18 protein-coding genes are annotated in these 13860 nt (G+C 65.9%); 10 read left to right on the top strand and 8 right to left on the bottom strand.

From position 1 onward, the window contains the following. Positions 1-585: 585 nt before the first annotated feature. A complete protein-coding gene (locus ABN034_RS32415; RefSeq protein WP_349694770.1) occupies positions 586-963 on the bottom strand; it encodes a hypothetical protein in 378 nt (125 codons plus the stop codon). Positions 964-995: 32 nt separating this feature from the next. Further along, positions 996-1784, bottom strand: coding sequence for a hypothetical protein (locus ABN034_RS32420; RefSeq protein WP_349694771.1), 789 nt, complete (start codon positions 1782-1784; stop codon positions 996-998). Between the two features lie 815 nt (positions 1785-2599). On the opposite strand from ABN034_RS32420, the gene ABN034_RS32425 reads away from it, so the two are divergent. Beyond that, positions 2600-2884, top strand: coding sequence for a hypothetical protein (locus ABN034_RS32425; protein ID WP_349694772.1), 285 nt, complete (start codon positions 2600-2602; stop codon positions 2882-2884). 51 nt (positions 2885-2935) lie between these two features. Here ABN034_RS32425 and ABN034_RS32430 read toward each other — a convergent pair whose 3' ends face one another. Then, positions 2936-3277, bottom strand: a complete 342-nt coding sequence (locus ABN034_RS32430) for a hypothetical protein (protein WP_349694773.1) — start codon at positions 3275-3277, stop codon at positions 2936-2938. A gap of 321 nt (positions 3278-3598) precedes the next feature. Here ABN034_RS32430 and ABN034_RS32435 point away from each other — a divergent pair, with 321 nt between their 5' ends. Continuing rightward, positions 3599-4111 (top strand): hypothetical protein, encoded by a 513-nt coding sequence (locus tag ABN034_RS32435; RefSeq protein WP_349694774.1) that lies wholly within the window; start codon positions 3599-3601, stop codon positions 4109-4111. Positions 4112-4435: 324 nt separating this feature from the next. Here the strand turns inward: ABN034_RS32435 and ABN034_RS32440 are convergent, their stop codons facing one another. Further along, entirely contained in the window at positions 4436-5389 is a 954-nt protein-coding gene (locus tag ABN034_RS32440; RefSeq protein WP_349694775.1) for an integrase core domain-containing protein, read from the bottom strand. Then, complete coding sequence (locus tag ABN034_RS32445) at positions 5386-5703, bottom strand: transposase (RefSeq protein ID WP_349694776.1); 318 nt, start codon at positions 5701-5703, stop codon at positions 5386-5388. The genes ABN034_RS32440 and ABN034_RS32445 overlap by 4 nt, the downstream gene beginning before the upstream one ends. 35 nt (positions 5704-5738) lie before the next feature. On the opposite strand from ABN034_RS32445, the gene ABN034_RS32450 reads away from it, so the two are divergent. The 4 genes from ABN034_RS32450 to ABN034_RS32465 all read left to right on the top strand — a co-directional run bounded on the left by ABN034_RS32450 (position 5739) and on the right by ABN034_RS32465 (position 7851). Beyond that, positions 5739-5894, top strand: a complete 156-nt coding sequence (locus ABN034_RS32450) for a hypothetical protein (RefSeq protein ID WP_349694777.1) — start codon at positions 5739-5741, stop codon at positions 5892-5894. A 22-nt stretch (positions 5895-5916) separates the two neighbouring features. After that, complete coding sequence (locus tag ABN034_RS32455; protein WP_349694778.1) at positions 5917-6279, top strand: IS110 family transposase; 363 nt, start codon at positions 5917-5919, stop codon at positions 6277-6279. After that, complete coding sequence (locus ABN034_RS32460) at positions 6263-6982, top strand: transposase (protein ID WP_349694779.1); 720 nt, start codon at positions 6263-6265, stop codon at positions 6980-6982. Before ABN034_RS32455 ends, ABN034_RS32460 begins: the two co-directional genes overlap by 17 nt. A 272-nt stretch (positions 6983-7254) precedes the next feature. Beyond that, positions 7255-7851, top strand: a complete 597-nt coding sequence (locus ABN034_RS32465) for a hypothetical protein (protein ID WP_349694780.1) — start codon at positions 7255-7257, stop codon at positions 7849-7851. Here the strand turns inward: ABN034_RS32465 and ABN034_RS32470 are convergent. After that, entirely contained in the window at positions 7792-8523 is a 732-nt protein-coding gene (locus tag ABN034_RS32470; RefSeq protein ID WP_349694781.1) for a class I SAM-dependent methyltransferase, read from the bottom strand. The two genes, ABN034_RS32465 and ABN034_RS32470, sit on opposite strands and share 60 nt — an antisense overlap. Positions 8524-8610: 87 nt before the next feature. Here ABN034_RS32470 and ABN034_RS32475 point away from each other — a divergent pair, with 87 nt between their 5' ends. The 4 genes from ABN034_RS32475 (at position 8611) to ABN034_RS32490 (ending at position 12685) form a co-directional block, all read left to right on the top strand. Further along, positions 8611-9381 (top strand): DUF2461 family protein, encoded by a 771-nt coding sequence (locus ABN034_RS32475; RefSeq protein ID WP_349694782.1) that lies wholly within the window; start codon positions 8611-8613, stop codon positions 9379-9381. A 449-nt stretch (positions 9382-9830) separates the two neighbouring features. Next, positions 9831-10808 carry an NAD-dependent epimerase/dehydratase family protein gene (locus ABN034_RS32480; RefSeq protein ID WP_349694783.1) on the top strand — a complete coding sequence of 326 codons (978 nt, stop codon included), beginning with the start codon at positions 9831-9833 and terminating at the stop codon, positions 10806-10808. Beyond that, positions 10805-11842: an RNA polymerase sigma-70 factor gene (locus tag ABN034_RS32485; RefSeq protein WP_349694784.1), complete on the top strand. Its 1038-nt coding sequence runs from the start codon at positions 10805-10807 to the stop codon at positions 11840-11842. The genes ABN034_RS32480 and ABN034_RS32485 overlap by 4 nt, the downstream gene beginning before the upstream one ends. A 111-nt stretch (positions 11843-11953) precedes the next feature. Then, positions 11954-12685 carry an SDR family oxidoreductase gene (locus ABN034_RS32490; RefSeq protein ID WP_349694812.1) on the top strand — a complete coding sequence of 244 codons (732 nt, stop codon included), beginning with the start codon at positions 11954-11956 and terminating at the stop codon, positions 12683-12685. Here the strand turns inward: ABN034_RS32490 and ABN034_RS32495 are convergent. Beyond that, positions 12682-12978 carry a hypothetical protein gene (locus tag ABN034_RS32495; protein ID WP_349694785.1) on the bottom strand — a complete coding sequence of 99 codons (297 nt, stop codon included), beginning with the start codon at positions 12976-12978 and terminating at the stop codon, positions 12682-12684. The two genes, ABN034_RS32490 and ABN034_RS32495, sit on opposite strands and share 4 nt — an antisense overlap. Before the next feature lie 87 nt (positions 12979-13065). Beyond that, positions 13066-13800 carry a Stf0 family sulfotransferase gene (locus ABN034_RS32500; protein WP_349694786.1) on the bottom strand — a complete coding sequence of 245 codons (735 nt, stop codon included), beginning with the start codon at positions 13798-13800 and terminating at the stop codon, positions 13066-13068. Between the last annotated feature and the right edge of the window lie 60 nt (positions 13801-13860).

Here is a 13860-nt window from a genome sequence, read left to right on the forward strand (position 1 = left end):
GATCGTGCCTTCAAGTGGGGAGACCACGAAGCGGTCTTTGAGTGGCCCAGCGGCAGGAGGCTGGCACAGCGACCAGGCCAGGGGTCGCCTCGCTAGCATCCACGGATGCAACTCGATCGAGCATCCGGCCCGGCACTCAGGACGGCCTCGGCCGGCGAGTGCTCCAGGGCGCCGTCGATCACACAGGTGCGGTAGAACCAGGCGACCACCGACGCGCGCCGCGAGACCGTTGACGGGCGGTAACCGCGGACCTCTTGCATCCACCGGATGTAGAGCGATGTGAGGTCGTGCGGCTGTGAAGGGATCGAGGGCACGGTCCTCACACCAGCTCAGGTAACCGCGCAGGTCCGATTCGGTGTGGATCCGCGACTGACCCTTGAACCGCGCCAAGTACGCGGCGACGGCCATCCGCAGCAGCGGGCTTGTAGCGACGACAACGCCGGAGACGGCCGGCACCGAAGCAGAAGTGTAGGTGTCCATATATACCGAGTACCGGGTCGCAAGAGCACACCGTCAACCCATCCCCCTAGAGCGGCTGAGAGTGCGTACGGCCCGATTTGCGCCGTGCAGGGCTGACCAGTTGATTCAGGAAGTCCAACGACGCCACCACGATGGGCGGCCGGGAACTTCCACGCCTGCGAGCGCGGCGACGACCGCACGGTCGTGCGGGAGCCCAACTTGTCCGAGGACGAGACATGCGTTGCCCGCGCCCTGCTCCCAAGGATCGTCGTTGCGCGCGAGAGCGGCGAGCAGCCGGCCGTGGGTGTTCGACAGATCGTCGGACGACGGCACGTCGATGTACGAAGCCGGTTGCCAGCGGTCCGGCAACAGCCAGGCAAGAAGGCGTCCCCATTCATACGTAGCGCCAAGAGGTCCGTACGCAACCGTCGCCAGCTGCTGTTCGAGGCCATCGACCAGCCGGTCATCCGCCGCATCGAGCGATACGCGACCTAACACGGTCACCAACAGGGCGGACGCGAGCCAAGGTTCGGGACCTATGAACCCACGCGGAAAGGTGGCTCGAACCCAGTTGCGGTCTGCAGCCGCGCCGCGCCGACAAGAGTCTCCAGGGCCCGCGGATGGTCGGGGCATCCCAGGGCCGCAGCCACCCGAATGGCGCGGCCGTCGTGGTCGATTAGGGCGTCAACGTCGGGCGTCGCGCAGCCCGATGCCGCAAGTGCGAAGGCCGAGGCGGCACGTCGTCCGCTGTCTTCTGGGCCACTGACGAGCGAATGTAGCGTGTGAACAAGGGCCGACGACGGCGCAAGGCGCACCATTGCGCTTCCAGCATCTATGGCCTCGTCGAGGAAGCGTCGATCGCGCACACAATCCACGACCGTCTGCTCCCAGCCCAGGACACAGGCGGTGAGTGTGTCGACGTCCGCCCCGGCTGCGACGAAGTAGTCATCGTGGACTCGGCCGCCCTGCTTCTTGGCGAGCTCGCGGCCAAGCGGCAGGTAGGTTGCCCACGGTGGCTGGCCCGCGGCGCTGCGTTGGGGCTCGGGCTCCTCGCCGGGACGGTCATCTTCGCGCTCGGCGCTCCAGCGCAAGGCTGTTGCGCTCTCCGAAATGGCCAGCAGGCGCCAGGCAAGAGCCGGGTGCGTCGACCCATCGCCAAGGATCCGGCGCGCAATCCAAAGGACGGGCGCTGTAGCGGAGTACGGCGTCCCCTGATGCACGACAGTAGTCAGCAGCCAATCCTCCGGCCCCTCAAGGCCCTCGGAGGTACTGCCTTCCACGCCAGCTGCGAGTACCCGAAGCCACGACGGCGCATCGAGTGCCACGTCATATGCGTGGGCCAGCCTCGACCAAGGAACCGTTTCGATCAGGTCGTCGAGGGCGTGTCCAGGGGCCGTCACAGTTGGCAGTGTGACCTATGGGCGACTCTCCCCGGGAGTATCACGCAAAATCGCTGCGACGCAGGGTCGGCGCGGCGGGCGGCGACCTGGACGTCGCTCAGGTCAACGCCGGCGTCGAGCATGGTGGTGACGAAGGTGTGTGCGTCGATCAAGTCGACGTGAACAGGCTCACTCGCGGTCACACGCAGATCGTTCCATGCCACCGGGCCGGCGCCACCACCTCGGCATGGTCGTGCTTCACGCTCGGCGGCATGACCGGACGGATCAGGTGGCGTCTTCAGCCAGCCCGGACTAGCCTTGCGGACAACCTCACCGGACGCGCCACGTCACGGCGCTGCAGATGACTCGATCAGATTCACGCGGCATCCCTTCCCGGCCGCGGCCCGCCAGAACTGACAACGGTCCCTGGACCCAGGCATTCCTCGCGGACTGGGCACACCTCGTAGAGCGAACTGAAGCCGGCATCGCCAGCCACGTCACCGGATGTCCGCAGTGCGACGGCGATGACGGGTTGGACGCTCGCGACGAACTGGAGGCGCTGCTAGTCCGTGGCGGCGGACGCGCGCGACGAATTGGTCGCAAGGTGAAGGCACTCGACGACAGATTCATGCGTGCGACCACGCCGTCGCCCTTTGCCGCTAAGGGAGCCAACTGGTGGCGAGACCGCAACCTTGACTAGGTCGAACGGCGGTAGGGGCGAGCGTGAGCCAAAGTGGCGTCAGCCCGAGATGGAGCTAGTCGTGGACCGATGGCCGGCCCTCGCGACTCAACTTCGCCATGCCCTGCTGGCCGAGAGCGAGGTGGCCCTGGCGGGACAAGTAGACACGCTGGTTGTCGTTGCGCAGTGCGGCTGCGGAGACGACTTCTGTCAGAGCTTCTACACGGAGCCCAAGCCCGAAGGCGCCTACGGGCCGGGGCATCGCAATGTGCTGCTCGACGCGCCATGGGCAGGGTTGCTGATCCTCGACGTTGTTGACGATCACATTGCGTACGTGGAAGTTCTCTATAGAGAGCCGCTGAACTGACGCCCCCTCATCGGCAGTCCGCGCCTCACTCTCCGCGGCATGTGCGTGCGCTTACCTCAGACGGTCGAAGTAGCCCTTGCCTGAGGCGTCCTGCCCATCCTCGTCACGCCATCTCGCGTAAATGCGAGCCACATCCTCGGACACAGGCGAGATGTAGTCGTGCCATGCGTCCCATCGACCGTGCGGGTATCCCAGGAGGTTGAGGACGTTGTTTACGGCGTCCGACTGTTCGACATCGTCATCCCAGTCAGGCCAACGCTGGGCGATGCGGCGGATCTCATCGCGCTCGAACCCCAGAAGAGTGTGGAACTCCCAGTCAGGGAAGAACGGACCGTCGGCGGCGGCCCACAAGCACTGGCGGATGACCTCGCTGTCCGCTGCGTCAACGACCACGAGCGGCAGCGTAAGGCCGGACCGACCGGGCGCGTGGGCAGATTTGCACCAGCATGCTCATCGGCAGTTCCGCGTTCCCTCTCCGCGGCAGATCCGGACGATTCCGGCCGGCGCCTGACGGTGCCATGGACCAGTAACTCGTCATAGGGTCGCACCATGCTTGGCCGGCGACCTTCGAAGCCAACCGTCGCGGTGCCACCCGACGGGCGTGTCGTCGGACGAGCCCTCCAGGAGAAGGTCCGTCCGCTCCTGAAGTCGGCAGGCTTCGATCAGTTCGCAGGTCGGCAAGCATGGCGCCGATCCGAGCACACCATCGACTACGTGACGTTTCGGTCATTCACGTCGTACACCGCGCACGGCGTCGGCTGCACCACCTACTCGTTCACAGGCGAGGTCGGTGTGTTCTACCTCTGCTTCGACCCCGACAAGGAACGGCCCAAGGACTACGAGCTCACGTTTACGGCGACGCTCGGGAAGACTCTGCGCCAGCCTGTGTTCCATCCCTACGGCTCTCCAACGACGACGGATCGCCCTGACGTCTGGTATGTCATGGAGGACGGCCGGAATCTTGAAGACTGTGCCCGTGACGCCGCCACATGTTTGATGAGCCAGGGGCTCCCGTTTATCGACAGGTTCAGAGATCCCGGGACCGCCTTCGACGCCCTGCTCAACGAAACCAGCACGAGGCCCGAATTCGGAACGTCTGGAGTTCACATGCCCGGTAATCCCGACTCCCCGCGGTGGCGTGAGGTCGGGGTGGCAATCGGACACCTCACCCTCGACGATCCCCGAACGCCCATGCGGACAGCTCCTGTGCTACGAGGCGGTTCATAGATTCATCACCTTCCGAGGGGCGAACCGGGATCCCGCCGGTGGTGCGCCCTGCGTTCTCGGCAAGAGCGATCGACTCGCGGCATAGAAAGACGTTCTGCGTGTCGATCCGGGGCGTAGGAACGTCCTCCTGATGCGCTTGTCGGGCTTGGTGTCCCATCGCAAACAGGAGGACGTTCATGACCAACGCTAACGGCGTGTCCAGGGGTGATCGGAACCGCAACGCGCGGCTGGCTCGACTACGCGAGCTGGTGCCACTGGAGAACGCGATCGTCGGCATCGACCTGGCCGACAAGAAGCAGATGGTGGTGGTCGCCGTGTCCCGCGTCAAGCTTCTGGCACAAGATCTTTGGATTGAATGTTGTGGATGGGGTGCAGGGACGGGTCGTGGTAGACCTCGATGGGTCGGTGGAACGCGAGCGCCTCGTGGGGCCTGATCTGGTTGAAGATCCGCAGGTAGGTGTCTGCTTCGCGGCATAGGTCGTCGAGGGTGGCGATCTGGTCTGCCAGCCGATACAGGTGCTCGTACTTCAGCGAGCCGAAGGCTCGTTCGCGGACACCGTTCTGGCCGGGGCTGCGGCCTCTGGTACGGATGTGCACGAGCTCGGGTTGGGAGGCGATGAACCGGGCGAACGCCGCACCTTTGAACGCGGCGCCATTGTCGGTGACCAGCTTGATCCGCACCGGTCTGCCCGTCTCAGGGTTCACCGGCAGCAGCTGAACCAGCGGCTTGCCGCCGAGCCGCTCAGCCTCGGCAATCGCGATCTCGACCGCGGCGATCGCGTCGGTGCCGGTGCAGGTCGGGGAGATGTGCCAGCCGTGTTCGTACTTGGCGAAGTAGTCGGTCACGCCGGCAAGCCGCCATGTGCCTGCCGTCGTGGTCTCGTACTCAGAAAAGTCCAGCTGCCACACCTGGTTCGGGCGGGTCGGTGGCTCGGCGAAGGCAGCCTTGCGGGCCTTGGCGAGCTCGCGACGTTCGCCGGTGTAGCCGATCGGCTGCAGCAGGCCACGCCGGCGCATTGCCCTCTCCACCGTCGATGTCGAGGCCAGGTGGCCGTCGACCGCCATCAGCGCGTGGATCTTGCGGTGACCCCAGGCCGGCCAGTGGCCGGCGTACTTCGCCGCGACCGGCTCGATCCGCTCGACCTGCGGCGATGGCCAAGGGCCCTTCACCGGCTCGCCATGGCGGTGCCGGGCCAGCCGGCGGTGGTAGGTGCGGCGCGGGATGCCGATCAGCGCTGCGAACCTCGAGACCGGCATCGCCGCGTCTTCGCGGATCACCTCGAGGTCCTCGAAGGGGCCAGATACTCAGAGCTCTTCTTCCACACCCGTAGCTCGACGTGCGCCTCGCCGAGGGCGGCCTTCAACTCCTCGACCTCGTCCTCCAGCTGGGACTCCCGCGACGCCGCCGCCTTCGACGTGCCCGCCGCCAACCCGGCACGCCCAGCGTCGAGGAACTGCTGCTTCCACTTACCGACCGAGGTCTCCGACACCTTGTGACGCCGGGCCGCGTCCGCCATCGTCATCTCGCCGGCCAGCACCGACAACACGATCCGGACCTTGTCCTCCACCGGGAACACCGGAGGTCTACTCATCACCAACTCCTTGACTCAGGGATCAACTAACCCCTGTGCCAGAAAGTCTGACGCACGACAGCGACCACGACTCGAAAGTGCTGGCCCGGAGGACCTTTCGCTGCCGGGCATGGGATCTCGGGGTGGCGTTGGACTGGGCGGCCGAGCGCGCTGAGGCGAAGGGGTTCGCCGAGGTCAGGGGTCTCGTGTGAGCCGACCGGTCACCGGTGGCGGGTGCTGGGCCAGTTGGCCGCGGACCGGTCGATGCCGTTCGTATGCGTGCAGCCGATGCAGACCTCGTGGGCCCGTCGTAGCGAGGACCTGACCTTCGACAAGACCGACGACAAGGACGCGATCCTGATCGCCCGGCTCACCGCCCAGCTGCGCTGCTACGTGCCCGAGCCGGTCGAGGAGACCTGGGGCCGGCTGCGGCACCTGGGTTCCCGCCGGGAGCGGTTGATCGTCGAGGCGGTGGCCCAGGTCCAGCAGATGCGCGACCTTCTCGAATGCGTCTGGCCGGCCGCCCTGCAAGACCGCCCGGCAGCCGTTCCGGTCGCGCACCTGGGCCGCCACGATGTCGGTGATCCTGGACCGTGACGGCGGCGACTTCGCCCGCACCCGCAGGCTCGGCCTGGCCCGGCTGGAGACCGCGGTGCGTCGGGAAATCATCAAGCGGGGCGGGCAGAAACCCTGCCTGCGGATCGTGCGCAAGCTCTTCGCCGCACTCACCGATCCGACCGGCGTGCTCGCCCACCGCCGCGGCGCCCTGGAGCGGACCCAGCTGCTGTTGGAGGACTGGGCGGACAACCAGCGAAGGCTGGCCGACACCGAGGCCCGGATGGTCGCGGTCCTCGACGAGCTCGAGCTGACCGAGCTGGCCACCTCGATCGCCGAGATCTCCGCGGTCGGCGCAACCGCGATCCTGGCCGAGACCGGCGACCCGAACCGCTTCCTCACCGCCCGGGCGATGGTCAAGCACGCCGGCCTGGCCCCGCCGGAGAAGCTGTCCGGCACCTACACCGGCCGCACCAAGCTCACCGGCCAGAGCCGACCACGGCTCCGGGTTGCGGCCTGGCGGGCGGTCTGGGGAGCATTGCAGACCGACACCGTCTACGCCGCGCGCTACCGCCACCTGACCACTCGGGAGACCAACAGGCTCACCCCGACCCAGGCCCAGACCGTGATCGCGGCCGCGATCCTGCGGCACCTGCACGCGGTCATCACCACCAGCGTCGCCTGGGACCCGCTGATCGCGACCCACGGCACACGACACCCCAAGACCACCGACCTCGCCGCCTGAACCTTCGCCGCGGCGGATCAAGCGGACGGTCGGGGCGAGCCCTACGCGGCATTGAGGCACATCGATGACCTCGACGCTCATCATGGGCAGCCCCGTCCGTCGTCTCCTCAACCCGATTACACGCTGCCGGGCACACCCCCGTCACCGCTATGCAGGGACAGGCGACGGACGAGGCGCCGACCAAGCGCTTGACACAAAGCGCCTTACGCTGATGAGCGGACGTCCAGGGGGCGGCGATAGACTCGTCCTGCCGTTCACCGATCATGAACCTCATGGACGACCAGCAGGCGTCGCAGTCGGCCGAGGGTGAGGCGAAGGTCATCACGCTCTGCGGCTCGACCAAGTTTGAGGCTGAGTTCGCGGAGGTCAACCAGCGGCTCACGATGGAAGGTTGCGTCGTGATCAGCCTCGGAATGTTCAGCCTCCCCGATCTGCCGGACTACGACTGGACAGCCGACAGCTCGGACCTGAAGGGGCGGCTTGGCGGCGTGCACTTCCAAAAGATTCGCATGGCTGACGAGGTGTACATCGTGGATCCGGGCGGCTACGTAGGTGAGTCAACCCGACGGGAGATTGCCTACGCGGAGGCGCTCGGCAAGCCGGTTCGGTATCTGAGTCGCGAGCGCTTGGCTCGAACGGGAGACGGCCCCCAAGAGTGGTCGCCGGCGCAGGGCCTGACTTGTCGATCGCGTGCGACTTGGGCTTGCGCCGGCGAGCAGGTTCGGGAGTCAGCCTCTGGTGGCCGACCGGCGAGAGAGGAACCGTACCCGCGACACCCCTTCACCTCCCCTCGGAGACCTCCGATGCCTTCAAGGGGTCAAGCTGACGCCAGTTCCGTGGCAGGCGCGCTGCGCGACAAGCACCAATGAGGGAACCCCGGCCACACTCTCGGGGAGCCGCAGTTCAGCCACCGGATCGAGGCCCGCCGCAGCCAAGAGGGCCCATAGATCGTCGGGCTGCCAGAGGTGAGTAGTCCACGCAACCGGAACCGCGCCATACGCCTCGGTTCGCTCGATATCGCCGTCACCCATGTGGGTACCGATGATGAGGTGCCCGCCCGGAACCAAGGCTCGGGCGAAGGACCCCAGTACCAGGGGAAGAATGTGCCGGGGCAGGTTGAACAGTGACCACCACCCGAGAATCCCTCCGAGCGACGAGTCGACCAGATTCAGGTCAGTTGCCGAGGCAACGTCAAATCGCTGGTCGGGGTGTAACCGCCGGGCGTGGTCGATCATCCGGGCCGACAGGTCAACCCCGGAGACATCGAGGCCGCGCTCCGCCAAGTAGGCGGTCACAGCTCCAGGACCGCATCCGACGTCTAGTACCGGGCCAAGACCGTGCACCGCGGCTGCGAAGCCATCAATCGCCGTCCGCAACCAGGGGTACGTCGTGATGTCACCGAGGTTCATCTCGACGTAGTTGTCCGCGACGCGGTCGTAGGAGGTCCGCACCACGTCAAGATCGGCAGGTTGCTCGATACGGGAAGCGTTCATGGTGCCGGATGTTAGTGACCACTGCAGAGCAACCGCCCTGCCCTCCACTAGGGGTTACCCGCCTTCGCTCAGTCCCGTGGCCAGTCATAGGTGCACGCCCCCTCATCCGGTGGCCCGGTATCCGAGCGCCGGCGGATGCCGGCGGAACCGCTCGGCGTGCAGGTCTTCGACCGGCTGGCGCCGCGGGCCGGGGCGAGATGTGGCGGCAGAATGCTCGGCATGTGCGGACGATTTTCTGGTTGGCCCAAGGCAGCGTTCGACGTCCTGCTGCAGCTCGATGGTGACCCACCTGTGGACGTACGGGAGAAGTGTCGTCAACGGCGCGAGCAGTTGGTGCGGCAGCCGATGATCGCGCTGCTGCACGATGTCGCCGATGCCGACGCAGCCTACGAGGACTTCTCCGTCGAAGGGTTCCGCTCACCGGCGTACGGACGATGGCAGCACCAGTACGCGACGATCAGGATCCAACGAACTCTCGTACTCGGCCTCGCGTTCGACCTCGACGGACTGCATGTGAGAGGCGCCTGGCGGCCCGCCACTCCAACAGAGGTCGAGCGCTATCGGCAAGCGGTCGCTGACAAGGTCAGCGGTGACGAACTCGTGGAGGTGGTGCGAACGCTACGAGAGAAAGGATTCGAACTCGCCGGCAACGCCATGAAACGGATGCCCCGTGGGTATCCAGCCGACCATCCGCGCGCGGAGTGGTTGCGACATCGCTCGCTGGTTGCCACACGACCGCTCGGATGTGAGGACTGGCTCCATACCCCTCGCACCATCGAACGGGTACTCACAGCGTTCGAAGAGCTGGATCCGTTCACGGCCTGGCTCGCCGTGCATGCCGCCGCAGGCCTTCGGACCGAAGATAGCCGCAATCTCATCGGCGCATCTGCCTGCCTTGCGTGGTGAACCGGTGGTTGCTGTCCCGCGCGCCGCGTCGAGGGGACTGTGACCATCTCCCCTTTCGCCGGCGAAGCCCCGGCAGTTCAACGGCATCCCCTTGCCCGGGGAAGCGTCGGGACGACTTACCTGCCCATGGGCTCCCCGAGCCAGATGCCAACAGGGGACGCACACCCCATCGGCCCCGCTGGTCTCAGACATGGCCTCATTCGCCTACGTTCGCAGTCGTCCGGCGGTGTCCGTGGATGGCGCTGACCTGCGCAGATGTGCATCAACGGACAGCCCGAGGACGGCTGCACGATCCCTCGCTTCTGCTCGTACCGGCCAGCCCTCTACCCAAACCGGGGCAGGTGATCTTGTTCTTGCGCCACATCAGCCGCTGGAGGTGTCACAGCGGGCTGGGGTGTTTCGTCTCAGAGCCTTGCAGTGACCGATCCCGATGGTAAGGACGTAGTGAGATGCGAGTATTCGTGGCAGGAGCTGCTGGTGCGATCGGAATGCGACTGGTACCGCAATTGGTCGCGCGTGGGCATCAGGTGACGGCGACAACTCGGAGTGCCGACAAGGTAGACCGGCTGCGCGGGCTCGGCGCAGAACCCGTTGTGGTCGACGGCCTCGATGCTGTGGCGGTTGGTGAGGCTGTCGCGCTGGCCGAGCCGGACGCGATCGTGCACCAGATGACCGCCCTGGCCGGAAAGGCTGACTTGCGCAGGTTCGACACATGGTTCGCAGTCACCAACAAGTTGCGAACAACGGGTACCGAACATTTGCTCGCTGCGGCTGAGGCGGCCGGTGTCGGCCGTTTCGTCGCACAGAGTTACACCGGGTGGTCGAACATTCGTTCAGGAGGTCCCGTGAAGACCGAGGACGACCCGTTCGATCCGCATCCGGCGAAGAACCAGAGAGAAACGATGGCGGGCCTTCAGTTCCTGGACCGGGTGGTTCCGGCAGCGCAGTCGCTGGAAGGAATTGTGCTGCGGTACGGCAACTTCTACGGTCCGGGAGCGTCGGAGTCACAGGTCGAGCTGGTCCACAGGCGGCAGTTCCCGATCATCGGTGACGGCGGCGGAGTCTGGTCGTGGACCCACCTCGACGATGCCGCGGCAGCGACGGTGGCCGCCGTAGAGCACGGTCGTCGCGGTGTCTACAACATCGTCGACGACGACCCGGCCCCGGTATCGGAGTGGCTGCCGTACCTCGCCGAGGCTACTGGTGCCAAGCCACCGCTGAGAGTGCCGGTGTGGCTGGGCAGGCTGGCTGCGGGCCAGGTCGCCGTCCAGTGGATGACCCAGGGGCGGGGTTCATCGAACGAGAAGGCCAAGCGGGAGCTCGGCTGGCGGCCTGCCTGGTCGAGCTGGCGGGACGGCTTCCGCTTCGGGTTGACTGATTCCGATCGACGGTCTCCGAGCAGCAGCGCGCCGGAGGCGGCGACATGAGTAGAGCAGAACGCGACATCGGCGCCCGCTCGGCTGCGGGCGGGCGCCGGCGCCGGGGCGACGTTCGGACCTCCGATGGCTCCCCGCCAACTGCGGCAACTGAGACGTCGGAGGCGTTCCTGGAGCTGCGTCCGCTGATGTTCTCCATCGCGTATCGGATGCTTGCCAGTGTGAGCGAGGCCGAGGACATGGTTCAGGAGGTGTTCGTTCGCTACCAGCAGGCGCTTGGCGATGGGGTCCATGTCGTGTCGCCGAAGGCCTATCTGTCCGCGGCGATCACGCGCTTGTGCATCGACCATCTGCGGTCGGCTCCCAAGCGGCGCGAGGCTTATGTGGGTCAGTGGCTGCCGGAGCCCTTACTCACCGATGTCGACGCGGCCGATCCGGCCGCGCATGCAGAGCAGGCTGATTCGTTGTCGATGGCCTTCCTGCTCGTGCTCGAACGGCTGAACCCGATCGAACGCGCGGTGTTCCTGCTCCATGACGTGTTCGACTACGGCTATGACGAGATCGCGGAGATTGTCGGCAAGAGCGAAACCAACTGTCGCCAGTTGGCTGCCCGGGCCCGTCGTCATGTCAAGGCGGAGAAGCCGCGCTTCGAGGCATCGCGCGAGCAACGCGAGGACTTGGCGGCTCGTTTCTTCGCCGCGCTCAGCCAGGGTGACCTGGACGGCCTGGTCGGGATGCTCGCCGACGATGTCGTCGCCTACGGCGATGGCGGTGGAAAGGCCCCGCAGTGGAGCATGCCGATCGTGGGAGCCGAGCGTGTCGCACGCGTGTTTGTCCAGATGAGCCGAGAACTGCGTGAGCACGAGATCACCATCGAGCCGCAGCACGTGAACGGCCAGCCAGGCGCCGTGCTGTGGACCTCGGACGGCCAGCTCATCAACGTCTTCTCCCTCGACATCGCAGACGGCGTCGTCCAGACCGTCCGGTCCGTGATCAACCCCGACAAGCTGCACCACATCGGCCCGGTCGCCGACGTGCACGCCATGCGCAGACAGCGCCGCGCCGAGCGGACGCGCGATGCCTGAGCCGGTGCCTGCGGCTGACACGAACCCTTTTCATCTACCAGGTCAAGGTCATAGATGGGAACACCGACCTCTCCTAGCATGACGATCCGATCTTTCCAACGGAGGAACGCAATGCCTCACCAACTCGAGGGGAAAACCGCACTGGTCACTGGCGGGTCGCGGGGAATCGGCCGGGCGATCGCGCTCGGGTTGGCTGCGCGGGGTGCGAATGTGGTGGTTGGTTATCTGAAGAATTCCACCCGCGCAGAGGACGCTGCCAGTGCCATTACCGGCACCGGCGGTAGGGCCGTCGCAATCCGCGCAGATCTGTCCCGTCCCGGCGAGGTCGCCAGACTATTCGACGAGGCCGAGCTGGCGGTCGGCACGTTGGACATCGTGGTCGCCAATGCCGCCGATTTCATGGAAAAGCCGCTCGCCGACTGCACCGAAGACGACTACGACCGAATCTTCGACACCAACACCAAAGGCGTCTTCTTCACACTCCAACAAGCCGCCCGGCGCCTCAACGACGGAGGTCGCATCATTGTCTCCTCCACTGGCGGTACCCGCATGTTCTTCCCTAACCAGTCGCTCTACCTGGGCAGCAAGGGCGCCGTCGAACAGTTCGTACGGGCCCTCGCCGGCGAACTCGGCGGACGCAACATCACCGTCAACGCGATCTCACCCGGCCCGACCGACACCGACATGATGCAGGACCAGTATCGGGACACCATCGCGATGATGTCCTCGTTCCACCGCATCGGAACCCCCGCCGACGTCGCCGACGTGGCGGTGTTCCTGGCCAGTGACGCCGCACGGTGGATCACCGGGCAGAACATCGGCGCCGGAGGCGGAGTGTTCTAAGGCGCCCAGACATCCGTAGTCGGGTGCGCCTCCCGGGTTTGCCCCCAGACCGCCGAGGTGCAGGCAGGCTTGGTGCGGTCGGCGATGATCGCGGAGTCGGTCGTCGACGTCGTTGTCTCGTTGCTTGTGGTGGCCCAGGAGGCGAGCAGGTCGGGGGCGTGGGCGGTTGGGGATGCTGGCTCGGCTGCGTAGATGGTGAGGGTGAGGCCGGGTTCGGAGATCATGTCCACGCTCTCGTCGGCGAACTCCAGGTCGCCGACGTCACGGACACACCTCCCCTCGCCGCGTGCCAACTGTGGCCTGGGACGTCATGGTGACGGAACGGCTTGCGGCGATGCCGGCTTGCGACGGCCAGCAACGGGACGCTTGGGTGTGGTGGTTCAGTGAGCCCTGAATCTCGCACTCCAGTCGGCGTTGACTTGATCGGCCTGTCGACGGTGCCCGATCACCAGTTGCTGGTCCGGCGGAAGGCGAAGGCCGAGATAGTCGAGCACCTTGTGTGCAGTGCGTAGCGGGTCTGCCGCCAACTCCTCATAGACAACCTGATAGGGCACGATGCTGTGCGCGGCGAACCAGCGGGTCCAGTCCGCCTCGAACTTCTCGATTGCGGCGACCAGCCGGCTAATCAGTTCTTCGTCATAGTGAGGAGGTTGACCTCCGGGTTTGACGGCCTCGTCCGGATGCCAATAGTGGGTTTGCAGCGCCTTCGCCCACGACACCGCCTGGCCCACGACATCACGTCGTCGCAGGTGAACGAATCTGAGCCGACCGAACTGGGCGCGCAACAACTCCACATCGGTCACCGCTGATGCAGAATCGGCGGCGGCAAGGTCACCGATCAGTTCCGGCAGGGTCTCGGCCATGATCCTTCCGCCGAAGACACCATTGGATGTCCTGCCGGCGGCCAGCGCCGCTCGAACGTACGCTTCGTCGATCCGTCCGTCACGAGGTCGAGCTATCCGCCAGTCGTCGGCGTAGTCATGCAGGCCCCGACGGTTGAAGTAGGAGGCGGGGCGTCCGGCGACTCCAGATGATTTCAGCAGTCCGCACAGCAGGGTACTTCCAGTGCGTGGCGTCGCGCAGATCAGGTACGAATCGCAGCCTGGATGGGTCACAGTGGCCAACGGTAACCAGGCGCCAAGCGGCGCCCCAACTGGATTTCCGCAGGACGGGTT

It is taken from the genome of Actinopolymorpha sp. B11F2, from assembly GCF_040195635.1.
GTDB lineage: Bacteria > Actinomycetota > Actinomycetes > Propionibacteriales > Actinopolymorphaceae > Thermasporomyces.

What these genes read in the sequence shown, in the direction of transcription:
- ABN034_RS32475 (WP_349694782.1), top strand. Translation starts at nt 8,611, where the DNA reads ATGCCGGCGGAACCGCTCGGCGTGCAGGTCTTCGACCGGCTGGCGCCG.
- ABN034_RS32490 (WP_349694812.1), top strand. Translation starts at nt 11,954, where the DNA reads ATGCCTCACCAACTCGAGGGGAAAACCGCACTGGTCACTGGCGGGTCG.
- ABN034_RS32465 (WP_349694780.1), top strand. Translation starts at nt 7,255, where the DNA reads ATGGACGACCAGCAGGCGTCGCAGTCGGCCGAGGGTGAGGCGAAGGTC.
- ABN034_RS32480 (WP_349694783.1), top strand. Translation starts at nt 9,831, where the DNA reads ATGCGAGTATTCGTGGCAGGAGCTGCTGGTGCGATCGGAATGCGACTG.
- ABN034_RS32485 (WP_349694784.1), top strand. Translation starts at nt 10,805, where the DNA reads ATGAGTAGAGCAGAACGCGACATCGGCGCCCGCTCGGCTGCGGGCGGG.
- ABN034_RS32445 (WP_349694776.1), bottom strand. Translation starts at nt 5,703, where the DNA reads ATGAGTAGACCTCCGGTGTTCCCGGTGGAGGACAAGGTCCGGATCGTG.